This window comes from Actinophytocola sp., assembly GCF_035762905.1.
Lineage (GTDB): Bacteria > Actinomycetota > Actinomycetes > Mycobacteriales > Pseudonocardiaceae > DASYTH01.
Genome location: NZ_DASUCC010000035.1, coordinates 46,962 through 68,835 on the forward strand (window position 1 = coordinate 46,962; position 21,874 = coordinate 68,835).

The following is a 21,874-nucleotide window of genomic DNA, read 5'->3' on the forward strand; positions in this document are numbered from 1 at the left end:
AACACAACCGGCCCGCACGCTCGGCACCCACGGCATCGACGCGGCACCGCCCGGCGCCTGCGGCGCCGGGCGCCGCAGGCGCCCGGCCAACCCGGGCCGCAGGGCATCACCCGGAGCCGTTGCTTTCCTAGGAGCACAACGTGACGTTGCTTTCCCACCGGAGCGTGATCTCCCGGTTCGCTGCCGTGTCGCCGTACGGGATCGGGGCGGCCGCGTTTGATGCCGGGATGCGGGAACGGCGGTCGTGTGCGGCTCCGCTGGACCCGGACCGCTGGGCGGTGCCGTTCGAGCAGGCCTGCCTGGTGCCCGGGTTCGACATCCAGACAGTCCTCGGCGCGAAGGGAACCCGGTCGATGGACCGGATCACCGGGCTCGCCGTGGCGGCCACGGCCGAGTTGCTCCGTGGCGACGACGGCGAGCGGCTCGACGGGGTTGGCACCGACGCAGCGCTGGTGCTGGGGGTCAACATCGGCAGCGCGCAGAGCATCATGGACTTCACCAGGGATTCGCTCGTCAAGGAGCTGCCGTACCTGGTGAACCCGGCGCACTTCCCGAACACGGTGATGAACTGTGCCGCGGCCCAGTGCGGCATCCGGAGCCGGTTGCGCGGGCCGAACGTCACGGTGTCCGGCGGCCGGTCCTCGGCGCTGCTCGCCCTGAACTACGCCCGCCGGTTGCTGCGGGCGGGCCGGGCCGGGTCCGTACTGTGCGGCGCCGCCGAGGAGTTCTCGGTCACCCGCGCGTGGCTCGAGCACCACGCGGCACCGAACCGGCCGGCGACGGCATCACTCGGCGAGGGATGCGCGATGCTGCTGGTCGAACCAGCCGGTCGGCGCTCCGGGCTGGCCGAGGTGCTCGCGATCCGACTCGGTGTGTTCGGTGCGCGTCCGGAACTGCCCGGTGTGCTGGCCGGCTGTGTGCGCGGCGTGCTCACGGAGTCAGGCACCGCGCCGGCGGAGGTCTGGGCGATGGCGGCCGCGCACGATCCCGAGCTGGCCGCCGCCGACCCGGATCGGATCGTGCTGGAGTCACTGGGTTGCCGGCCGCCGGTGCAGCTCCCGGTGACCGACCTGGTCGGTGACACCCAGGCCGCGTCCGGGGCGTTCGGGCTGGCCGGCGTGCTCGCGCTCGCGGCGCACGAGCCGGCCGCCGCCGGGCGCACCGCCCTGGTGTCCACTGTGGACCGGGACGGCACCGTGGGCTGCGTGCTGGTGCGGCTGGCATGACCGGGGTGACCGAGCGGGCGTGCGGTCCGTGGGTGGCCGCGACCGGCGGCTGGGACGTGGCCCGCGCCGGCGACACGGTCACCGCCGTGCTGCCGGTCCGGCCCACCGAGCCGGTCTTCACCGGTCACTACCCGGGTTTCCCGGTGTTCCCCGGCGTCTGTGTGATCGAATGTGTGCATCGCACCGCGCTCGCCGCACCGCCCGGCCGGATCGAGCCGGCGCTGGTCGCGGTGCGGCAGGCCCGGTTCCTCGCGCCGGTCCGCCCCGGTGACGAGTTGACCATCACCCTCGCCTGGTCGCCCGCCGGCGAAGAGTGGTGCTGCGCGGCCGAGGTGGCCACGGCCCGCGGCGTGGTGGCCCGGATGCGGCTGACCTACCGGGAGACCGGTGAGCCGGCCCCACCGGCCGCCGAGCCGGAGCGGCCGGTGGGTGGGCCGGCGTTCGGCCTGGACGGCATCGCCCGGCTGCTGCCGCACCGGTACCCGATGCTGCTGCTGGACCGGGTGACCGGTCTGGTTCCCGGCGTCCGGCTGACCGCAACGAAGGCGGTCAGTGGCAACGAACCCTGGTACGCGGGCGGCGGACCGGGCTTCGCCTACCCACCGGTGCTGGTGGTCGAGTCCTGGTGCCAGGCGGCCGGCGTGCTCACCGGATGGGACGACCCGGCCCGGGTGTTGCTGCTCGGCTCGATGACCGGCGTTCACCTTGCCGGACCGGTGCTTCCCGGCGACGTGGTGGAGCACCGGGTCCGGATGGTCACCGCCGCCGGCGGAGCGGCGGTGTTCACCGGTGAGTCCATTGTGGCCGGCCGGACCGTGCTTTCCGTGCGGCGGCTGGTGGTGTCGATGCGGGACGAGGGAGGCGAAACGCCGTGACCAGGCGGGTGGCGCTGGTGACCGGAGGTTCCCGGGGCATCGGCCGCGCGGTGGTGCTGCGACTGGCCGAGGACGGCTTCGATGTCGGGTTCTGCTACCGCACGGACGCGGACGCGGCCCGGATGGTGGCGAAGGAGGCCGGCGAGTTCGGCGCCCGGGTGCTGTGCCGGCCGGTGGACGTGACCGACCCGGACGCGGTGGCCGGCCTGGTCGCCGACACCGGCACCGAACTGGGACCAGTGCACACCGTGGTCACCTCGGCCGGCGTGGTGCGCGACGGACCCCTGGTGATGATGAGCCGGCCGGACTGGGACCGGGTGCTCGACACCAACCTCGACGGCACCTTCCACGTGTGCCGGGCAGCCGTCTTCGAGATGATGAAACGCCGGTCCGGCAACGTGATCACCATTTCGTCGGTGGCCGGCGTGCACGGCAACCCGACGCAGACCAACTACTCGGCGGCCAAGGCCGGCATCATCGGGTTCACCAGGGCGCTGGCCAAGGAGGTCGGCCGGTACGGCATCCGCGCCAACGTCGTGGCGCCGGGCTTCATCACCACCGACATGACCGCCGGCCTCGGCGACGCGGTGGTTTCCGATGCGGTGCACCGCATCCCGCTCGGCCGGTTCGGCCGGCCCGAGGAGGTGGCCGGGCTGGTGGGTTTCCTCGCCTCGGACCGGGCCGCTTACATCAGCGGCGCGGTGTTCCAGGTGGACGGTGGCATGGGCTGACCGTCGTCCGGCGCGCCGTGCAGCAGGCGCAGCTCGGCGGCCCGCGCGCCGGCCTGGAACCGGGACGCCGCACCCATGTCCCGCATGATGTCCGCGACGTAGCGCCGGTAGGTGCGCACCGAGACGCCGAGTCGGCGCGCCGCGACGTCGTCCTTGTAGCCGGCGCCGAGATAGTCCAGGATCCGCCGGGTCAGCCGGTCCCAGCCCGAGGCGGCCGGCACGTCCGGGTCCGCGGCGGTGCTGGCCGCCCGCCAGGCACCGGTGAACAACGCCCGCAACACCCGCAGGATGGCCGGGGTGTGGGTGAGGATCGCCGGCTCGTCGGACGTCGGATCGGCGTACACCAGGGCGACCCGGTCGTCGACCAGCACCAGTTCGTGCAGCGGCGCCTCGGCCACCCGGACCTGGACCCCGCTGCCGGCGGCCTCGTCCAGGAACCGCCTGCCAGCGGCGGAGAGCAGCGCGTCCGGCGAGCACAGCATGCGTACCGGTATGCCCGCTGCCGGCAGCCGGGCCATCTCGGCCAGCGCGGCCCGCGACTCGTCCGCGCGACACCGGGCCAGCGACGGGACGCACACCAGTTCCGCGCGGGTGAGCGCTACCAGCCGGTGCAGCGTCGCGCCGACGGTGTCCTCGTCGAGAAGTTGGTCGATCATGATCGCTGCCCTGCCACGCTCGCCATGCGGTGCAACGAAAACGACCGCGGCGCGCCGGTCGGGTCGCCGCCCGGACGAACGTACAGCTCACCCGACGCGGGCAGCAGCACCACGGTCGCGACCGTGCGCTCCCTGGTGATGTCGCCGTGGTCGGGCACGTGGACCGGCGGCGTGGACAGCACGGCGAGGTGGTCGGACACCCGCGCGGAGTCGGGCAGCGCCGCGACACCGGCCCGGCAGGCGGCCAGCCGGCGCACCGAGGAGTTGCGGGCGAACACGTTCAGCTCGTCCAGGGGCACGAGGTCGGGATGCAGCAGATGGTTGGTGTGCGCGGTCCACCGGGCCCGCACCACCCGGCGCCGGTCCCCCACGATCTCCAGCACCGCCGCGCTCGTCCGGTCGCACAGGGTGATCGACCGGGAGCTGGCCAGGCGCAGACCGCGTAGCACCGCGAGCGCACCGTCCACATCGGACGCGGTGTCGAGCACGTGCCGGATGGCCAGGTACGGCGGCAACCCCGGACCCCACCGGCCGCCGAGCACCAGGTTCAGCCCCACCGCCAGTCCGTCCGAGTTGACCCCGAGATAGCCGAGCAGTCCGGCGAAGCTGAGCACCAGCGCCCGGCGGCCCGACCCGGCGCGAGCCACGTCGAGCACCGCGATCTGGTCGTCCAGGTTGCCGTTGAGATCGATCGTCTGGGCCAGCACCGGTTCCGGCCCGGACACCGCGTAGGTGGTGCAGTCGCCGCCGGCCGGCACCCGCCGGTAGCCCATGATCTCCCGGCGCAGCTGCAACAGCAGCGCCTGCTCGTGGCTGATCCCGGCGCCCTCGGCCAGACCCCGGATCTCCGCGGCCAGATCCGGGGTGGCCGCCTCGATCTCGACCGCATGCGCCGCGATCGTGGCGCTGAGCCCGGCCATGATCAGCTCCGGGCCGGGCACCACGTGGTTGAGCCGGGCCAGCCCGTCGTCGAGGAACGCGCGCAGGTCGGACGCCCGCGCGGCGCCGTGCTGCCGGCCGATCGCGAACGGATCGCCCTCGGCGCGGACGAACGCGACCGGGCCGGTCATCCCGCGCCCATTCGGACCTTCGGCGCGGCCGCCAGCGCCCGCTTGACACCCGGCCACTCGGCGCGCAGCACGCTGTAGAACACCGCGTCGCGGCGCCGGCCGCCGGGCATGTAGTTGAAGCTGCGCAGCACACCCTCCTCCACCGCGCCGATGTTGCGCAGCGCGCGGCGGGCCGGCTCGTTGCGCTGGTCGGTCTTGAACTCGACCCGCTCGGCACCCAGCCGCTCGAACGCGTGCTCCAGCATCAGGAACTTCGCCCAGCGGTTCACGCCCCGGCCGCGGAACTCCCGGCCCAGCCAGGACCAGCCGATCTCGATCCGGGCGTCGGCCTCGGCCATGTTGCCGAAGCTCATGCTGCCGGCGGCCCGGCCGGTGTGCTTGTCGGTGATGTGGAACACGGCCCGGTGGCCGGCCATGTGGTCGGCCAGCGTGGCCTCGAAGTAGGCGTCGTACTCGGCGTCGGTGCGGACCAGCGACACGAAGTACCGCCAGATCTCCGGATCCATCGCGATGGCGCGCAACGAGTCCCGGTCGGCATCGGTGAGCGGCCGCAGCCGCACGTGCACGTTCTCCAGCGTCACCGCCGCCAGATCGGTCCAGGTCATCGCGCCGCCGCCTCGCCGGCCAGTGCATGCCGGGACAACGCGGCGACGACGTCGCGCAGCGTGCGCAGCGCGGCCAGGTCGTGCTCGGTGAAGTTGCCGACGCCGACACCGGTCGCGTCGCACACGGCGGTCACGAACAGCACCTTGTTCAGCGAGGACAACCCGTACTCGTTGACCATGTCGAGGTCGAGCCCGATGTCCGCGGGCGCGATCCCGGTGTCCAGCGTCCGGGCCAGACAGCTCCGGGCGGCGCGCTCGATCGCGCCGGTGTGGTCATCGTGCATGGATACCCCTTCGGTGGTCCTCGATCTCCGAGCGGTAGAGGTCGAAGATCCGGTTGCGTTGCGGTTTGTACTGCGACGTGAGCGTGTTGTTCTGGATGCTGAACCGGGGCCGGGCGATGACGATCTTGCGGATCCGCTCGTCGCCGCCGAACGCGGAGTTGGTCTGCCGCAGCGCCGCGGTGATCGCGTCCTCGTCGGCCGGATCCTGCGCCGGGGACACGACCGCGACCAGGTTCGTGCGATCCGCGCAGAGCACGACGCACTCCTCGATCGCCGCGCTCGCCTTGAGGTGCTCCTCGATCGGCCGCACCACGATCTTGCGCGCGTTGTCCAGCACGATCACATCGTCGGCCCGCCCGCGGATGTAGAGGAAGCCGTCCTCGTCGAGATAGCCGAGATCACCGGTGCGCACCACGCCGTCGGCGCCGAACACCCGCTCCGACTCGCCGGGCGCGGCGTACTCGTAGCGCCGGTTCACCGGATGGTCACTGCGCACGCTGATCACGCCGCCCGCGTCGAACAGCACCTGCTTGCCCGGCAGCACCTTGCCCACGCTGCCCTCCCGGTGCGCGCCGGGGTGGTTCTTGCTCACGATGCAGGTCTCGTTGAGCCCGTAGCCCTCGTAGAGCGGCAGCCCCGCGTCGGTGAAGAAGCGCAGCACCTCGGCGCTGGCCGGCGCAGATCCGGTCCACAGGTACCGGATCCGGTCGCCGAACAGGCCGCGCGCGGCCTCGACCCGGCAACCCGGCCTGGTCTCGATGTGCTTGCGGGCCGCCTCGTAGAACCCCGGCACGCCCATCACCACGGTCGGCCGGGTCTGCCGCAGCGCGACGAACGCGGCCTCATAGGTGCTGACCGTGACGTCGTGGCCGAAGCACAGCGCCGAGTAGATCCAGTACCGCTGCTGCAACAGCGACAGCGGCAGGAACACGAACAGGTCGTCCGCCGCGCCGTGCGCGAACATCTGCTGCACCGCGCGCAGCGAGCCGTCGATGCTGCCCACGCTCGCCGCGAGCGCCTTCGGCTGCCCGGTGCTGCCCGAGGTGAACTTCAGCGTGGTCACGTCGTCGACCGCGTACCGGGCCGGCGGCAACGCTTCCGGCGCCGGCCCTGCGGCCAACTCGCGGACCATCCCGATCGGACGGACGCCAGGTGCCCCGGCCGGCCGGTCGGTGAACAGCAGCCGCAGCCGGTAGCGGGCAAGCAGCTCGCCGTCCGCCGCGAACTTGCCGGACTCGAACCCGGCGGTCACCGCCATCAGGCGCAGGGCGGCCAGATCAAGCAGGACCCACTCCAGGCAGTTCGGGGCCAGGATGCCGATCCGGTCCCCCGGCCGGACACCGAGCCCGCGCAGCCCGTGCGCCACCCGCCCGGCCATCGCCCACAGCTCGGTCAGCTCGAACGACTCCGTGGAATCCAGCCGCACGAAGCGGATCCGGTGCCCGGCCTCGGGTGCGGCCGTGACGATCCGGTTGACGATCGAGTACGTCATCGGTCCCGCTCCGGCCGCTCGGCGTCAACGTACCCGGCCATCGCGCGGGCGGTGACCAGCTCGGTCAGCCGTTGCAGGGGGATGCTCACCCCGAACTCCTTGCGCACCCGGGTGACGATCCGGGCTGCGTCGATCGAGTTGCCGCCCAGCTCGAAGAAGTTCTCGTCCGGGTCGACCCGGTCGGTCCTGAGCACCGCCGCCCAGAGCCGGGCCACGCGGTGCGCGGTCTCCGACACCGGGCCGCCGACCGGTGCGGCGGCCGGGCGGTCCGGCGCGGCCCGGGCGGCCAATGCCCCCCGGTCGACCTTTCCGTTACGGGTCAACGGCAACCGGGCGTGCCAGACGAACGTGGCCGGCACCAGGTAGGCGGGCAGCACGGCGCCGAGCAACTCACGCAGCCGGCCGTCGGCCGGGCGCTCACCGTTGTCCGGCACCAGATGCGCGACCAACCGGTCGCCGCCGGCGCGCTCCTGCCGGACCACCACCGCCTGCCGCACGGCGGCCAACCGGGCGAGCTGGGCCTCGATCTCCCCGGCCTCGACCCGGTACCCGTTGACCTTCAGCTGGTGGTCGGCGCGACCGAGGATCTCGATCTCGCCGTCCGGCAGGTAACGGCCGATGTCCCCGGTCCGGTAGAGGCGCTCGCCCCGGCGCTCGTCGAACGGGAACTTCTCGGCGGTGCGCGCCTCGTCGGCCCAGTAGCCGCGGGCCAGACCGGTTCCGGCCGCGCAGATCTCGCCGGCGACCCAGTCCGGGGTGTCCAGGCCGTCCTGGTCCAGCACGTAGGCCCGGTTGTTGGCGTTGGGCCGGCCGTACGGGATGGTGCCGCGGTGCTCGTCGCCGGGAGCGATCGGATGCAGGATGTTCCAGATCGTGGTTTCCGTTGGGCCGCCGAGCGAAACCAGCTCCAGGTCGGGGTTGAGCGCGCGCAGCGCGGCCGGCAGGGCCGGCGGGATCCGGTCCCCGCTCAGCATGATCAGCCGGAGCGTCGCCAGCCGCTCCGGCCCGTCCGCCGCGGCCGCCTCGTGCAGCAGCGTGGCGATGGCCGGCACCGAGTTCCACACGGTCACACCGGCCGCGCCGCACAGCCGCACCCAGTGCGCGGCATCCGCCGCCCGGTCGGCGTCCGGCAGCACGATCGCCGCGCCCGCCGACAGCGCGCCGAACACGTCGTAGACGGACAGGTCGAAGGTGAACGCGCTGATACCGAAGAACCGGTCCGCCGATGTGACGGCGAACCGCGCGGTGCAGTCGGCGATCACGTTGACCGCGCTGCGATGGCTGACCATCACGCCCTTGGGCTCGCCGGTCGTTCCGGAGGTGTAGAGCACGTAGGCCAGGTCGTTCGGTCCGGCGCCGGGCAACGGCTCCAGGTCGGCCGGATCGCCGTCCGGCACCGGGCCGCCGCAATCGAGCCGGAGCACGGAAAACGTCTCGCCGGTCCAGTCGGTGTTGGTCAGCGCGTATCGAACCTTGCCGTCCCGCAACAGGAATTCACGCCGGGCGGCGGGCAGGTCGGCGTCCACCGGCAGGTAGGCGGCGCCGGCCAGCAGCGTGCCGAGCATGCCGACGATCTGCTCCGGCCCCCGGGTCATCACCAACCCGACCAGCTCGTCGCGGGCCACCCGTCCGGACCGCAGCCAGGCGGCGACCTGCCGGGCCCGGCGCAGCAGCTCGCCATAGCTCATGGTCCGGTGTCCGGTGATGATCGCCGCGGCGTCCGGGGTGCGTTCGGCGGCCGCGACGAAGGCGTCGGCCAGCATCGCGCCGGCCACCGGGGTGGCGGTGTCGTTGGCCGCGACCCGCCGCGCACGCTGCCCGGCGGGCAGCAGGTCGAAGTCCCGTGCCGCCCAGTTCTCCGCGTGGCACAACAGGTTCAGCATGGCCCGGTAGCCCGCGACCAGGTCTTCGACCAGCCCCGCCGGGAACAGCTCGTCCACCGCGTCGATCTTCACCAGCAGGCCGTCCGGCCGCTCGGCGGCGAACACGTTCACCCACACCTGGGGGGTCTGGCTGACCGAGTAGACCTCCGGCCCGAACAGCTCGAGGCAGGAACCGTCCAGTCCGTCCGGTGTGTTGCCGATGGTGCAGTTGAACGTGAACGGCATCCGGGCCGCTGTCGGGTCGGCCCGCCTGCGGGCCAGTTCGCGCATTACCTCGATGCCGGAGAAGTGCCGGTGGTCGAGGTCGCGGTGCATCCGGTCCTGGAGGGCCGTTGCCCGGTCCGCGAAGGAGATCCCGCGATCGACGGCAATGTCGACCAGCATGGTGTCGGAGAAGTTGCCGATGGCGTCGGCGATCCGCGGGTGGATCGGCAGCCGGTGCGCGACGGTGGTGGTGACGGTGAACCGCCGGCCGGCGCCCCATACGGACAGGGTCTCCGCGTAGGCGGCGAGCAGCGCCGTGGCCGGGGTCAGCCCGGCCCGGTGCGCCTGAGCCTTGAACGCGGCCCACGCGGTCAGGTCGAGGCGCACCGCCCTCGGGACGAACCGGGGGTGGGTGATCGCCGCGGGATCCTTGGCCAGCGGCAGGTTCGGGTGCGGTGCGAGGTCGTCGATCCGGTCCAGCCAGTAGCCGCGCGAGCGCCGGGCCGGGGCTCTGGTCGCGGCGTCCCGCAGCGCGGCGACGAACTCGGCGAACGGCAGCTCCGCGGTGTCCGGGAGGTTCTCGGGTCCGTCCCGGTACGCCCGCCACCAGTCCCGGTAGAACAGCAGGAAGCTCATGCCGTCGGCGACCAGCCCGTCCAGGCCGATGTGCAGCACCATCCGGTCGTCGGCCAGGATCGTCACCCCGACGGCCAGCAGCGGCGCGCGGTCGGCCGGCAGGATCCGGTGGGAGCGCTCGTGCCGCAGCCGCAGCCGGTCGGCCCGCTGCTCGGCCGGGGTGCGGTCGCGCAGGTCGAGCCGCTGGATCCGCACGTCGATCGGCCACGGTTGCTCGATCTGCGTGCCGTCGACGAACCGGGTGCGCAGCATTCCGTGCCGCCGCACCACCGACCGCAGCGCGGCCGCCAGCCGGTCGATGTCCCAGACGCCCTCCACCTCGGCGTAGGCGTGGTTCGCGACGTTGCCCAGCTCGAAGTCGCCGCCGCGGCCGAGCAGATAGCTCTGCTGCAACGGGGTCAGCGGGAAGCCGGCGGCCGGGCGCTCGGCGCCGGGCGTGCTCAGATGGGCGATCAGCTCCGCCTTGTGCGTCTTGATCGTCGCGATGAGCGCGGGATCCATCCGTTCCCGCGGTCCGCGCAGCCGGAGCTCGCTGCCGGCCGCGGAGATGCGCAGCCCGCGCGCCTCGATCTCCCGGATGACCTCGGTGGGACTACTCATACCGTGACGCCCTCCGCGGCCACTCGTTGCTCGAGGATTCCGGCCAGCCCGGCCACGTTCGTGCCGAGCAGCTCGGGCAGCGGGAGGTCGACGTCGGTGTGCCGCAGGATCTGGAACTGCACCGCGACCGCCTGCAGTGAGCCGGCGCCCAGCTCGGTCAGGGTGCGCTCGTCGACCGCCGCATCCTCGGCGAGTTGGAGCGTCTCGCGCACCAGCGCGCGCAACCACGGCAGCGGCGTGGATTCCGGCGGGTCCGCGACGAAGAACACCTGGCCGGACAGGTGAACCGCGGTCCCGGCCGACACCGGATCGACCCGGTCCGGCCAGACCGCCGGTGGCGGATCGCCGAGCGCACCGGCCAGCCGGGCGGCGAACCGAGGCATCACCGGCGTGGCACAGCGGGCCAGCAGCCGGGCCGCGGCCAATTCGAGCCCGATCGCCGCGCGGGTCTCGTCCCGCCAGGCGGCGCTGTCCGCCACCGCGCCCTCCAGCCGGGCGAACGAGACGGTGTCCTCGACGATGCCGTGCAGCTCGGCCGCGGCCCGGTTGAGCGAGAAACCCTCGGCTCCGAGGCTGTTGGTGAGCGCGGCCAGCCGGACCTCGAGCCGGCCGAGGAAGGCGTTCTGTTCGGCGGTACGGGCCGGCGTCTCCGGTGCCCGGCCGGCGCAGTGCCGGGTGACCCGGTCACCCAGGTCGGTGAGCCACCGCTGCCAGGTGCCGATCAGCACGTCCCCCAACTCCGCTTCGTACGCGGCCCGCTCGAAGTTCGTCCGGCGGCCCTCCGGGCGGGTGCGCGACAGGTAGAAGCGGACCGCGTCCACGCTCTGCGGGCCGAGGATCTCCTTGCCCCAGATGGCGTGCTGACGACTCGTGGAGAACTTGGCGCCGTCGAGCAGATAGAACTCGTTGACGTGGTAGTCGATGTCCAGCGTCAGGTCCGGGAAGGCCAGCCGGTACAGCACCGGGTAGAGGATGGCGTGGTAGAAGCTGTTGTCGTAGCCGAAGAAGTGCACGATCTTCCAATCCGGCCGGGGTTGCGCGGCGTCCCAGCTCCGGCCGGTGCGCCGGCCGAGCGCGGCGATGCCGTGCAGGAAGCCGTAGGCCATCTCCGGCCACACCCAGATGACCTGTCCGTCCACGTCGGATTCGATGGGCGGCACCCCCCAGTCCGACGGGTGGCTCACCGCGATGTCCAGCCGGTCCCGGGCGAACAGTCGCTCGGCCAGCTCGCGCAGTCGGGCCGGCACCCGTCCGGCCCGGTGATGTGCGGCGACCTCCGCCCGGAACTCGTGCAGTGGCAGGGAGAACCGGGCCACGGTGCCCGGCTCCGGCGGTATGTCGGACCGGTTGGCGACCGGGTCCACGAGATCCGCGCAGGAGTTGGGTTCGCCGCACTCCTCACAGATGTTGCCGCCCGTCGGCTCGCCGCAGGTGGGACACCGGCCGCTCACCCAGGTCTCGTACAGGTACGCGCCGCTCAACCCCTCGAACAGGGCCGGCGCCGGCCGCGGGGCGACCGAACCGGACTCGACGAGCCGGCTGAAGAACGCCTGCAGTCCCTTCGGGTAGCCGGGATCGGCGTTGGTCACCGTGTACTGGTCCGGCTCGATGTCCATCAATCGCAGGGTCTCGGCGATCTCGGCGCTGTAGTGCGCGGCCGTGTCCGCCGGCGTGCGGCCCTCGCGCCGGGCGCATTCGACGACGTAGCTCTGGAAGTCGTCGCTGCCGGTGAGGTGCCAGGCCGCCGTGCCGTTCATCCGCTGGAACCGGACGAATGCGTCGGCACCGAGGTACGGCCCGGACAGGTGGCCGAGATGCAGGTCGCCGTTGGGGGTCGGCGGGGTGGAGAAGACGAAGACGGGTCGCGCGCCGAAGCCCGGCCCGGTGCTGCTGGTGGTCACGGGTGCCTCCTTGGGCGGGCTGGAACCGACGGCGCGCAACGCTTCGCCGGCAAGGGCCGGCGCGAGCCGGACGCCGGAGCCCGAGCCGCCTCGGATGGCGGCGAGCCCGGGGATGCCCGGATCCGACACGACCACCGGCAGGCGCGCGTCGGTATAGAGATCGCAGAAGGCCCGGCCGCCGGTCACCGCCGCGGCGGCGGCCGGGCTGCGCCGCCGCAGTGCCTCGGTGCCGAGCGTCAGGTCCGCGCGGTTGGCCACGCCATCCACCGTGGCCGGATCGGTGTCCCACTCGTCGCGGTAGTAGCTGACCAGCGCCGAGCCGGCGGACATGGGCAGCAGGAACAGATCGTCGTCGACGAAGTACACCAGCGGATCGCCGGCCACCACCGGCAGAGCGGCGTGCACGGCGGCGATCCGCTTGCGCCGGGCGCCCGGCGGGTCGGGCAGCGGTGTCGGCACCGACCACGGCCCGGAGGCGACGACCACCCGGCGGGCCAACCATTCCGCTCGGCCGGTGGCCAACCGGAAGGCGTCGCCGAGCGACTCGACGGTCTCGACCTGCGCGCCCAGCCGGACCTCGACCCGCTCGGCCACCAGCGCCTCGGAGAACTGCTTCGCGTCGACCGCGAACCCGGCTCCGTCGTGGGTCAGCAGCCGCTCGTCCGCGCCCAGCCGAAGGTCGGGCAGCATCCGCGTGACCCGGTGGCGCTCGTCGCCGGAGACCTCGCGCAGTTCGGCGTCGACCACCCGGTCGCGCAGCGCGGCGAGCCGCTCGCCGGAGACCACGTAGATCATCCGCACCGGACGGAGGAACCGTTTCGCGGTTGCCGGCAGCGCGGCGTATTCGGCGGCGCTGGCCCGCACCAACTCGCGATGCCGTGCCGTGGCGGCCAGCGGGAAGCTGACCCCGGCCGACCACCCGGTGGCGCCCGCGCCGATGGCGGACCGTTCGAGCAGCAGCACCCGCCAGTCCGGATGCGAGCGGATCGCCTGGTATGCGGTGCAGCAGCCGAGCACGCCGGCACCGACGACGGCCAGATCGTGCATCATGCCGGGGCGCCGTTCCACCACACGCTGAACAGCCGCATCGCGTCCGCGCCGGTGTTGGTCACCTGGTGCGGCACCCGGCCGGCGAAGTACACCATCTCGCCGGGGCCGACCTCGAGCGTGGTGCCGCCGGACCTCACCGTGCCGTGCCCGGACCGGACCAGCCACAGCTCGGCAACGTCGTGGATGTCCAGTTCGGTGGTCGCGCCCGGCGGCACCTCGAACCGGGAGGCCCGGAACGGCCAGTGCGGCGCGCCCGGCGTGGCGTCGGCGGCCACCTCCTCGATGACCATTCCGGACTCGTACGGTTCCGGTTCCTGGTAGGCGATGCGTGTTGGCCGGGTCATGGCAGGTTCACCCCCGCGGTGTCGGGCAACAGTTCGTCCTCCGGCCGGAACGCCTGGCCGGTGCCCCGCCACGAGATCGTCGACCGGGCGTCCTCGATCCGGTACGCGGGGCGGCCACAGATCGCGTTGACGATCCGAGCGCTGCGCCACGCGGCGAGGCTGAGGTTGGGATCGGCGATGCCGTGGGTCTGTTCGGCCGCGTTCTGGACGTAGATGCCCAGCCCGGGCGGCGCGTCCCAGTCGAGCGAGTAGTCCCGCCGGACCCGCAGCCCGCCGGAGCCGTCCAGCAGGCGCCCGCGCAACGGTTCGAGGTAGTCCGGGAACCCGCTGCGGTAGCCGGTCGCGCAGATCACGATGTCGGCGTCGGCGGTCTCGATGGTGTCGGTGTCCTCGTCATGAATCGTTGCCACCAGGCGGTTGTGGTCCAGGGCGAGGTCGATCACCCTGCGGCAGACCAGCAACCGGTGCCGCAGCCGGCCGGACTGCAGCGTGTCCAGGTCGTAGAGCCGCCGGTAGATCTCCCGCAGCAGCGACTCCGATACGCCGTCGCTGGCCAGCCGCTGCCGGTCGAGCAGGGCCCTGCGCCGCCCGGCGGGCAACCCGTAGAAGTGCTCCACATAGTCCGGTTGGAACCACTCGTTGGAGAACGGCGAGTCGTCGAGCGGGAGAAAGCCGAGCCGGCTGGAAACCCAGGTGACCGAACGGGGCAGGCCCAGTTCGCCGCCGAGCAGATGGTTGACCACCTCGGCGCCGCTCTGCCCGGCGCCGATCACCAGAATGTCCTGGCCGGCCACCGGACGGCGCATCATCCGGAACTCCGCGCTGTGCAATACCGTGCTGCCGCGCAGCTTCGCGGCGAACCCGGGCAGCTGCGGGGTGCGGCCGGAACCGAGCACCAGGTTGGCGGTGCGCACCGGATCTCGGCCGGCACAGCGCACCTCGAGCAGATCGTCGCGCAGCTCGACGGACTCCACCCGGTGATCCCAGGCGATGTCGGGCAGCCGGCTCGCCGCCCACTGGTAGTACTGCTCGAACTCCTGGCGTGAGCAGCGGTCGCCGTGCGCGATCAGGAAGCGGTAAAGCCGGCCCTGGCTGGCCAGGTAGTTGAGGAAGGAAAACGAGCTGCTTGGGTCGACCAGGGTCACCAGGTCCTTGAGGAACGAGACCTGCAGCTCGGCACCGGGCACCATGATCCCGCAGTGCCATTGGAAGGTGGACCGGGCCTCGACGAATCGGGCGCGGATCTCGGTGAGCGGCTCGAACAGGGCGGCGAGGCTCAGGTTGCACGGACCCAGTCCCACGCCGACGACGTCGAACCGGGCCGCAGATAGTTGTTTCGTCACAGATCGCCTCTCCGCGCGGTCAATGTCGCCTACGGCAGCGTTCAGCGTCACTTAATGCGGCTCGATGGTAATTTGTTTGCGGGGGGAACAAACTATCGCATTCGGACAGATCGGTCCCCAAACCCAACGAAGCCAACGGTTACCGACGACGCCCCCGTTTCCGACAGTGGGACATTAGATCGGGCAACGCGACGCCGGTCAAGAGACTCTCAGCAGGCGCCGGGCGCATAACAGCGCGGAGACTGGGCCACGCGGCCGAATCAGATGCGTCGGCTGATCGGCGCGGAACGGCCCCACCAGCAATTATCACCGCCAATGACCGAACATGACCGCACCGTGCGGCATCCGAGTGGAGTAACCCATGTGGACATAACGGCGGACCTTCTCGCGACACGCCGGTTGCGGTACGTTGTTGCCTTCCTGCGGTTATCCATCAACACAGTCCATAATAGACATTCGGGTCGCGTCCGTTTGCGCAGCCGATGTGTCCGTTTGTGCAGCCGGCGTTCCAGCGCGGGGCCCGGGCTGCCTAGCGTGCGCCCATGGCGATGGCGTGGCGCCCCTTCGACGGCGCGGTGATCGACCCGATATTGGCCCTCGCGCGGGCCTCGTGGGACCGCGCGGACCTCGACGCGACCTGGGCGGCCGCGGGTTGGCCGATGCCCTGGGGCAGGTCGGTGGCCACCGGGGTGTTCGAGAACGGGGACTATGCGTTCGGCGTGGGGAGCTACGTGGTCACGCTGGCCATGCGGTTCGAGCCCGTCGAGGAGATCACCGGCTTCGGCGTGGCGTACGCGACCCTCTGCGACGAAGCCGATGTCGACGATCCGGACGTGCGCGAGTTCGTGTCGGCCGCGGTCGGCGAGGGATGGTCGGGCGACATCGGCGCACTGCGGCCGGAGTTCGATGACAACTGGCGGACCGCACTCGGCCGGCTCACCGGGCGGCTCGGCCAACCCGATGTGACCGGGACGCACAGCCCGGAGTGGCGGCACGCGGTCTGGCGCCTCGGCGACCGGCTGATCGCTCTGGTGCAGGGCGAGAACTTCGACAGCTATGGCTGGCTGGACGACGCCAGCCTCTGGGTGCTGCACCACCCGGCGGCGGCCGAAATCCCCCGGGGCGAACGGTTCTACGCGTTCCTGTGCGGCGACACGGACCCGAATGAACTGGCCGGTTCGGCGCACCCGCCGTAATCTCGCCAGCCGTGAGCACATGGACTGACTTCATCGAGCACGCCCCCCGCATCGCCGCCGTCTTCACCCGCCGGCACGCCGCCACGGGCAAGCTCTGCCTGATGGCCACGCTGCGCTCGGACGGCTACCCCCGGATCAGCCCGATCGAACCGAGGGTGTTCGAGGACGAGTTGTGGCTCGTGGGAATGCCGGACACCACCAAGTTCCGGGATCTTGGTCGCGATCCACGATTCTGCCTGCACACCGCCACGGTCGACCCGAACGTCGCCGAGGGTGACGCGAAGCTCTGGGGCCTGGTCCGCGACGTCCGGGACAAGGCCCTGCACCAGCGGTTCGCCGAGGCGCTGTTCGAGGAGATCGGCCTGGACCTGCGCGGCCAGGAGTTCGACCACTTCTACGCGGCCGACCTGACCGGCGCATCCTCGGTCGAGATGAACGACGGCCACATGGACGTCACGATCTGGAAGCCGGGCGAGCCGGAACGCGTGGTCCGCAAGCACTGACCGCCGTTCCTCGCTACCCGGCCGCCACGGCGTCGCTCGCGACGCCGAGCGGGCGGAGCTCGGGAATGACCTGCGCGGCGAACAGCTCCATGCTGGTGCGGGTCTGTTCTGCGGTGATGTCACCGAGCGCGAACAGTCCGATCACCTGCCCGAAGCCGAGCGCGCCGTGCAGCTCGCCGAGCCGGTTGGCGACCGTGTCCGGGCTGCCGACGACCGCATACCCCTCGGTCACCAGCTCCTCGTAGGTCAGCTCGGGGAACGGTTTCATCCCGGCCGTCAGCAGCCCACGCATGGACGAGGAGGTCATGTACCCGGGCGGGAACATGATCTCCGGTCCCTGCTTGAGTCCCTTGTGGAACAACCACATCAGGTGCGGCTCGGCCTCGCGGTGGGCCCGATCGTCGGTCTCCGCCACGTAGATCGGGATGGACAGCCCGATCTTCTCCGGATCGGGCACATAGCCGAACTCCTCGGCCGCCTGCCGATACCCGTCGAACCAGCGGGCGACCACGGGCGTCGGCGCGTAGACCGACATGTACGTGTAGCGGTGCTCGGCGACGAACCGCATGGTCTCGGTGCTGCCCGCGCCGGGAATGTAGATCGGCGGGTGCGGCCGCTGCAACGGCCGGGGCCAGACGTTGACATAGCGGAACTCGTAGTTCGGGCTGATCCACTGGAACGGCTCGGTCGAGGTCCATGCCTTGATGATCAGATCGTGCGCCTCGTCGAACCGGGCCCGGGACCGGGTCGGGTTGATGCTGTGCGCGAAGTACTCCCAGCCGATGCCGCGGACGAAGCCGGAGACCAGGCGGCCGTCGGCGAGGTGGTCGAGCATGGCGATCTCCTCGGCCACCCGCAGAGGGTTGCCGCGGATGCCGATCGCGTTGCCCAGCACCATGATCTGTGCCCGCTCGGTACGCCGGGCAAGGGCCGCCGCCATGATGTTGGGCGAAGGCATCAGCCCGTAGGCGGTCTGGTGATGCTCGTTGACCGCGATTCCGTCGAACCCGATCCGCTCGGCGTGTTCCAGTTCGTCGAGGTAACGGTGGTAGAGCCGGTTTCCGCGCTCGGGATCGAAGTAACCGTTGGGGAAGTTCAGTGACGGCGACGGGAACCGCTCGTCGAAGTCGTCCGGCAGGTACGGGTAGGGCATCAGGTGGAAGAAGACGAACTTCATCGGCTCGCTCCGCTCAGCTCGGCGCCCGTCGCGAGGAAGTCCGCGGTGAGCCGGGCGAACTCGGTGGGTCGTTCGAAGTACATGGCATGCCCGCAGTCCTCGACCACCGCGAGCCACGCGTTCGGGATCTTCTCGGCGTAGCGCTCCCCGTGGGCGATCGGGATCAGCTTGTCCTGCGCCGGCCACACCACCAGGGTTGGCGCGCTGATCCGGCCCAACCGGCGCTCGAGCTTGGGATTGCACATGAACGGGACCCAGGAGAACCGGGCCAGCGCGGTCATGTCCCGGTAGATCGCCAGGATCGCGTCCACGTCCGGGTCGGGTGGGAAGGCGGCCGACGCCTTGGTGACGTCGTGGAACAGCACATCGACGACCTGCTCGGGGGTCATCAGGAACAGGTCCGCCACCGGGTGCGCCGGCAGCCGCAGCCCGGCCGCGGACAGCAGCACCATCGAGCCGACCGCCTGCGGGGTGTGCACGGCCAGTTCGGCGGCGAGCCAGCCGCCGAACGACCCCCCGACCACGTGCGGGCGGTCCAGGCCGAGCCGGTCGATCAGGTCCAGATAGTGGTAGACCAGATCGTCCATGCCCTCCACCTCGGGCAGTTCGTCCGAGCCGCCGAAGCCGGGGTGGTCCGGCGCGATCACCTCGAACCGCCGGGACAGCAGCTCGTGGTACTCCAGCCACCGCCCGGCGCCGCCGGCCGCGTGCAGGAACAGCAGCGGCGCGCCGGTTCCCCCGCGCAGCACATGCACCCGCCCACCGGAAACCTCCAGGTACTCCTCGGTGGGTCCACTGGCCGTCACCGCGCCACCTCCCGCTCGCCCGCGTCGACACCGACGCGCTCGAAGCTAGGAGACCGGCACCCCGGCGACGATCCACTTTCCGCACCGGCCGGCCGGTTTCCGCATCAACTTGACGTTGTCCCTGGCCGGCAGGATTCTGGTGGGACAGGCGTCTTGCGGGTGGAGGTGGGCCAATGCGCGGCCCGTCGGTGTTGCTGGCGGACGTGAACCTGCCCGACGCCAGGCTGCTGCAGACCACGGACCCCTACGAGGCCCGGGTCCGCACCCAGGAGCTGCTCCAGTGTCCGCACCGGATGACGGTGCTGGAGCGGGGCACGCCGTTTCTCGCCCGGGTGCAGCACCGGACGGCCGGCGGGCTTGGCCTGATGTCCTCCTCGTACGGCCCGGCGGTGGAGATCGGCTGCTCGCCGCCGATCGACAAGGTGACGGTCAGCTTCGTGCACGGTGGCCGGTTGCTGATCGACGACGGCGGGCGCACCGCGGTCGCCGATGCCCGGCACGCGGCCGTGTTCTGCTACCACGAGGATCTCAACCTGCGTTGGACGCCCGGGTTGCGCCAGCTGATGCTGACCGTCCGGCGCTCACACCTGGAGCGGTTCCTGCAGAACCTGCTGCACCAGCCGCTGCACCGGCCGTTGCGGTTCCAGACCAGGGTCGACCTCGGCAACGGCGGCCAAGCTCTCGCCGCGGCGGTGCTGACCCTGCGCGGCGCGCTGGAGCGGTGCGGCAAGGCCGGACCGTCGCCGGTGCTGGCCAGCGAGATCGAGCACACCGTGCTGACCACGCTGCTGCTCTGCCTGCGGCACAACTACACCGACGCCGTGTACGCCGCGCCCACCCTGCCGGCCCCTCGGGTGGTCCGCCGGGTGGTCGAGCTGATCGACTCCACCCCGCAGACGGCGTTCACCGTCGCCGATCTCGCCGGCCACGCCGGGGTCAGCGAGCGCTCCCTGCACGCGGCGTTCCGGCGCCAGCTCGGCGTCTCACCGATCTCCTACCTGCGTGGCCGCCGGCTCGAACAGGCCCACGACGAGCTGCTGCACAACGACTCCGGCACTGGTCTCACCGTCACCGACGTCGCCCTGCGGTACGGTTTCGCCCACCCCGGCCGGTTTGCCGCCGCCTACCGTCAGCGCTTCGGCGAGCCGCCGTCGGCCACGCTGCGCCGCTGACTCCTCGTGCGCAGGATCAGCAGTCCGGCCAGCGCGGTCTCGATCACGACGAGCGGGACCACCGCCCACAGCGGGAAGTTCAGGTAGAGCGGCACGCCGGCCAGCGCTCCGGCCGGCCAGGCCACCGGCAGCATCAGCCCGGCCGCAATGCCTGCCACGACGGCGATCCGGCCTGGTCCGAAGTAGACACTCACCGCGATCAGGCCGAATACGGCGGCGGCCAGCACGTGCACCAGGCCGCGGACCGGCGCGGCCGGCCATTCCACCAGCGCGGCGGCCAGGTGGCCGAGCTCGGCGCCGAGCGCGAGCAGCGCGGGCGGGTACGGGCTGGCGAGCCACGCCGGCGGCCGGGAGGTGCGGCGCGCGGCCACGGCGCGGTCGTGCAGCCGGGCGGTGTAGGAGCGGCCCGAGGAGCGGGACCGGGTGCGGGTACTCATGTGATGTCCAGCGTGGCCATCATGCCGGTGTCGCCGTGCTCGAGGTTGTGACAGTGGAAGACATACCTGCCGCGGTGACCGCCGAACTCCACCGCCAGCCGCATTCCCCCGTCGGGCAGGAACACCGTGTCCTTCCAGCCGGCGTCCTGGGGCTCGGGTACCGCCCCGTTGCGTTTGAGGATGCGGAACCGCGCGCCGTGCAGGTGCACCGGGTGGATCGGGTCCGCGGTGAGGTCCCAGATCTCCGTACTGCCAGCGGCCACGCGGGCGTCGATCCGGGTCATCCCGAAGGCCTGCCCGTTGATCATCGCGGGTCCCCTGACCCCGGGCGCGCCGCTGAAGAAGCTGAACCGCCGGTCCGCGGTCCCGGTGGTGCGCGGCGGCGGGGCCGGCTCGGGCGTGAGGACGGCCGGGATGCGGGCGTCGTCGGCGACCTTCGCGCCGACGTCGAACCGCATCACGTAGCCGGGGTCGCCCTCCGCCACGTTGTTCCTCAGCACCACCCGGGTTCCGGACGGGTAGCGGGAGAAGTCGATGAGCACGTCGTAGCGTTCGCCGGGCGAGAGCACGAACATGTCGTAGTGCGCCGGGCGGGGCAGCAGCCCCAGATCGCTGCCGATCTGGACGAACCCGCTGCCACCGGGCGGCGGCGGATCCAGCTCCAGCCGGTAGGGCCGGGCGTTGGAGGCGTTGAGGAACCGCAGCCGGTAGAGCGCGGCGTCCACCTCCAGATACGGCCAGGCCACGCCGTTGACCGTGACCGTCTCACCCACCATCCCGCTGTGGTGATACAGCGCGGTCACCCCGGGTTCGCGGCCGGTCGGGTCCACGGCCGGGTAGAACAACGAACCGTCGTCGGCGAACGCCCGGTCGGCGACCAGCAGCGGGACGTCGCGCCGCTCGCGGGGCAGCGGCAGGGCGTCCTCGACCTCGTCGTGGATCAGGTAGAAGCCGGCAAGGCCGCGGTAGACCGCGGGACCGGTGAACCCCATCCGGTGGTCGTGGTACCACAACGTGGCCGCCGGCTGATCGTTGGCGTAGCGGTACTCCCGGCTGCCGGTCGCCAGGCCGGCCACGCCGTGCCTGGCGTGCGCGGCGAGTTCGGCGTCGGCCGATCCGGCCGCCGGCAGCACGTAGTCGAGCGGATGGCCGTCCTGCTCCGGCGGCACCGCGCCGCCGTGCAGGTGCACCACCGTCGGCACCGAAAGCTCGTTGCGGTGTGCCAGCACCACCGGCCGGCCGCGCCGGGCACGGACCGTCGGGCCCGGGAACATCCCGTTGTAGCCCCAGATCTCGGTGTCCGAGTCCGGCAGGAGCCGCTGCCGCCCAACGGTCTGCCGGATCTCGTAGCGATCCACCCCGCCGTCCGTCGACTGTGGACTCAACACCGGCGGCACCGGCAGCGGTCGGGTGAACGCCCCGGCCGGCGGTCCCGCTGGCGCGCTCGCGCCGGCCGGGGTCACCCGTGGTCGCATTCCGGCCAACACCGCCGTTCCGGCGGGCAACGCCAGGCCCAGCGTGCCGGCCAGCCCCCACCGCAACACCGCACGCCGGTCGGTCAACCGTCCCACCTCCGGAGATCTCGATTCCTCCCATCATCGTCGGGGCCGCCGTGCCCTCACCATCCGTTGATGTGCCTAGGAACCCCACACACCACCTAGGTGGACCGGCATCCGATCGTCC

At 71.8% G+C, this 21,874-nt stretch carries 19 protein-coding genes; 6 read left to right on the forward strand and 13 right to left on the reverse strand.

Annotated features, from left to right (window positions below; all coding sequences use genetic code 11):
- The first annotated feature begins 140 nt into the window (after nucleotides 1-140).
- From VFV67_RS06200 to fabG, 3 genes are read left to right on the forward strand one after another with little or no spacing between them, the layout of a single operon-like run.
- Nucleotides 141-1,226, forward strand: coding sequence for a beta-ketoacyl synthase N-terminal-like domain-containing protein (locus VFV67_RS06200; protein ID WP_326467912.1), 1,086 nt, complete (start codon nucleotides 141-143; stop codon nucleotides 1,224-1,226).
- On the forward strand, nucleotides 1,223-2,101 hold the full coding sequence (locus tag VFV67_RS06205) for a hypothetical protein (protein ID WP_326467913.1): 879 nt from the start codon (nucleotides 1,223-1,225) through the stop codon (nucleotides 2,099-2,101). The genes VFV67_RS06200 and VFV67_RS06205 overlap by 4 nt, the downstream gene beginning before the upstream one ends.
- Nucleotides 2,098-2,832 carry a 3-oxoacyl-[acyl-carrier-protein] reductase gene (fabG, locus tag VFV67_RS06210; protein ID WP_326467914.1) on the forward strand — a complete coding sequence of 245 codons (735 nt, stop codon included), beginning with the start codon at nucleotides 2,098-2,100 and terminating at the stop codon, nucleotides 2,830-2,832. Before VFV67_RS06205 ends, fabG begins: the two co-directional genes overlap by 4 nt.
- Here fabG and VFV67_RS06215 read toward each other — a convergent pair.
- The 9 genes from VFV67_RS06215 to VFV67_RS06255 are packed head-to-tail and all read right to left on the reverse strand — an operon-like array spanning nucleotide 2,787 to nucleotide 14,900.
- A complete protein-coding gene (locus tag VFV67_RS06215) occupies nucleotides 2,787-3,488 on the reverse strand; it encodes a hypothetical protein (RefSeq protein ID WP_326467916.1) in 702 nt (233 codons plus the stop codon). The genes fabG and VFV67_RS06215 overlap by 46 nt on opposite strands.
- Complete coding sequence (locus tag VFV67_RS06220) at nucleotides 3,485-4,558, reverse strand: C45 family peptidase (protein WP_326467918.1); 1,074 nt, start codon at nucleotides 4,556-4,558, stop codon at nucleotides 3,485-3,487. Before VFV67_RS06220 ends, VFV67_RS06215 begins: the two co-directional genes overlap by 4 nt.
- Complete coding sequence (locus VFV67_RS06225) at nucleotides 4,555-5,163, reverse strand: GNAT family N-acetyltransferase (protein ID WP_326467920.1); 609 nt, start codon at nucleotides 5,161-5,163, stop codon at nucleotides 4,555-4,557. Before VFV67_RS06225 ends, VFV67_RS06220 begins: the two co-directional genes overlap by 4 nt.
- Nucleotides 5,160-5,447 carry an acyl carrier protein gene (locus VFV67_RS06230; RefSeq protein ID WP_326467922.1) on the reverse strand — a complete coding sequence of 96 codons (288 nt, stop codon included), beginning with the start codon at nucleotides 5,445-5,447 and terminating at the stop codon, nucleotides 5,160-5,162. The genes VFV67_RS06225 and VFV67_RS06230 overlap by 4 nt, the downstream gene beginning before the upstream one ends.
- Complete coding sequence (locus VFV67_RS06235; protein ID WP_326467924.1) at nucleotides 5,437-6,939, reverse strand: AMP-binding protein; 1,503 nt, start codon at nucleotides 6,937-6,939, stop codon at nucleotides 5,437-5,439. Before VFV67_RS06235 ends, VFV67_RS06230 begins: the two co-directional genes overlap by 11 nt.
- A complete protein-coding gene (locus VFV67_RS06240; protein WP_326467926.1) occupies nucleotides 6,936-10,262 on the reverse strand; it encodes an amino acid adenylation domain-containing protein in 3,327 nt (1,108 codons plus the stop codon). The genes VFV67_RS06235 and VFV67_RS06240 overlap by 4 nt, the downstream gene beginning before the upstream one ends.
- Nucleotides 10,259-13,213 carry an FAD-dependent oxidoreductase gene (locus VFV67_RS06245; protein WP_326467927.1) on the reverse strand — a complete coding sequence of 985 codons (2,955 nt, stop codon included), beginning with the start codon at nucleotides 13,211-13,213 and terminating at the stop codon, nucleotides 10,259-10,261. The genes VFV67_RS06240 and VFV67_RS06245 overlap by 4 nt, the downstream gene beginning before the upstream one ends.
- Nucleotides 13,210-13,557: a cupin domain-containing protein gene (locus tag VFV67_RS06250; protein ID WP_326467929.1), complete on the reverse strand. Its 348-nt coding sequence runs from the start codon at nucleotides 13,555-13,557 to the stop codon at nucleotides 13,210-13,212. Before VFV67_RS06250 ends, VFV67_RS06245 begins: the two co-directional genes overlap by 4 nt.
- Nucleotides 13,554-14,900 carry a lysine N(6)-hydroxylase/L-ornithine N(5)-oxygenase family protein gene (locus tag VFV67_RS06255; protein ID WP_326467931.1) on the reverse strand — a complete coding sequence of 449 codons (1,347 nt, stop codon included), beginning with the start codon at nucleotides 14,898-14,900 and terminating at the stop codon, nucleotides 13,554-13,556. Before VFV67_RS06255 ends, VFV67_RS06250 begins: the two co-directional genes overlap by 4 nt.
- Nucleotides 14,901-15,442: 542 nt before the next feature.
- On the opposite strand from VFV67_RS06255, the gene VFV67_RS06260 reads away from it, so the two are divergent.
- Both VFV67_RS06260 and VFV67_RS06265 read left to right on the forward strand, forming a co-directional pair.
- Complete coding sequence (locus tag VFV67_RS06260) at nucleotides 15,443-16,096, forward strand: hypothetical protein (protein WP_326467932.1); 654 nt, start codon at nucleotides 15,443-15,445, stop codon at nucleotides 16,094-16,096.
- 11 nt (nucleotides 16,097-16,107) lie between these two features.
- Complete coding sequence (locus VFV67_RS06265) at nucleotides 16,108-16,599, forward strand: pyridoxamine 5'-phosphate oxidase family protein (RefSeq protein WP_326467934.1); 492 nt, start codon at nucleotides 16,108-16,110, stop codon at nucleotides 16,597-16,599.
- Nucleotides 16,600-16,612: 13 nt separating this feature from the next.
- On the opposite strand, the gene VFV67_RS06270 is transcribed toward VFV67_RS06265, so the two are convergent.
- Complete coding sequence (locus tag VFV67_RS06270) at nucleotides 16,613-17,776, reverse strand: LLM class flavin-dependent oxidoreductase (RefSeq protein ID WP_326467936.1); 1,164 nt, start codon at nucleotides 17,774-17,776, stop codon at nucleotides 16,613-16,615.
- Nucleotides 17,773-18,582 (reverse strand): alpha/beta fold hydrolase, encoded by an 810-nt coding sequence (locus VFV67_RS06275; protein WP_326467938.1) that lies wholly within the window; start codon nucleotides 18,580-18,582, stop codon nucleotides 17,773-17,775. The genes VFV67_RS06270 and VFV67_RS06275 overlap by 4 nt, the downstream gene beginning before the upstream one ends.
- Nucleotides 18,583-18,755: 173 nt before the next feature.
- Between VFV67_RS06275 and VFV67_RS06280 the strand changes: the two genes are divergently transcribed.
- Entirely contained in the window at nucleotides 18,756-19,754 is a 999-nt protein-coding gene (locus tag VFV67_RS06280; protein WP_326467942.1) for an AraC family transcriptional regulator, read from the forward strand.
- On the opposite strand, the gene VFV67_RS06285 is transcribed toward VFV67_RS06280, so the two are convergent.
- Both VFV67_RS06285 and VFV67_RS06290 read right to left on the reverse strand, forming a co-directional pair.
- The gene (locus tag VFV67_RS06285) at nucleotides 19,712-20,191 is read right to left on the reverse strand and encodes a hypothetical protein (protein WP_326467944.1); all 480 of its coding nucleotides are present in this window, start codon (nucleotides 20,189-20,191) and stop codon (nucleotides 19,712-19,714) included. The genes VFV67_RS06280 and VFV67_RS06285 overlap by 43 nt on opposite strands.
- Complete coding sequence (locus VFV67_RS06290) at nucleotides 20,188-21,762, reverse strand: multicopper oxidase family protein (protein ID WP_414636188.1); 1,575 nt, start codon at nucleotides 21,760-21,762, stop codon at nucleotides 20,188-20,190. Before VFV67_RS06290 ends, VFV67_RS06285 begins: the two co-directional genes overlap by 4 nt.
- Between the last annotated feature and the right edge of the window lie 112 nt (nucleotides 21,763-21,874).

Coding starts and splice junctions, on each gene's coding strand:
- VFV67_RS06205 (WP_326467913.1), top strand. CDS start 1,223: ATGACCGGGGTGACCGAGCGGGCGTGCGGTCCGTGGGTGGCCGCGACC.
- VFV67_RS06215 (WP_326467916.1), bottom strand. CDS start 3,488: ATGATCGACCAACTTCTCGACGAGGACACCGTCGGCGCGACGCTGCAC.
- VFV67_RS06220 (WP_326467918.1), bottom strand. CDS start 4,558: ATGACCGGCCCGGTCGCGTTCGTCCGCGCCGAGGGCGATCCGTTCGCG.
- VFV67_RS06225 (WP_326467920.1), bottom strand. CDS start 5,163: ATGACCTGGACCGATCTGGCGGCGGTGACGCTGGAGAACGTGCACGTG.
- VFV67_RS06230 (WP_326467922.1), bottom strand. CDS start 5,447: ATGCACGATGACCACACCGGCGCGATCGAGCGCGCCGCCCGGAGCTGT.
- VFV67_RS06235 (WP_326467924.1), bottom strand. CDS start 6,939: ATGACGTACTCGATCGTCAACCGGATCGTCACGGCCGCACCCGAGGCC.
- VFV67_RS06240 (WP_326467926.1), bottom strand. CDS start 10,262: ATGAGTAGTCCCACCGAGGTCATCCGGGAGATCGAGGCGCGCGGGCTG.
- VFV67_RS06245 (WP_326467927.1), bottom strand. CDS start 13,213: ATGATGCACGATCTGGCCGTCGTCGGTGCCGGCGTGCTCGGCTGCTGC.
- VFV67_RS06250 (WP_326467929.1), bottom strand. CDS start 13,557: ATGACCCGGCCAACACGCATCGCCTACCAGGAACCGGAACCGTACGAG.
- VFV67_RS06260 (WP_326467932.1), top strand. CDS start 15,443: ATGGCGATGGCGTGGCGCCCCTTCGACGGCGCGGTGATCGACCCGATA.
- VFV67_RS06270 (WP_326467936.1), bottom strand. CDS start 17,776: ATGAAGTTCGTCTTCTTCCACCTGATGCCCTACCCGTACCTGCCGGAC.
- VFV67_RS06280 (WP_326467942.1), top strand. CDS start 18,756: ATGCGCGGCCCGTCGGTGTTGCTGGCGGACGTGAACCTGCCCGACGCC.
- VFV67_RS06285 (WP_326467944.1), bottom strand. CDS start 20,191: ATGAGTACCCGCACCCGGTCCCGCTCCTCGGGCCGCTCCTACACCGCC.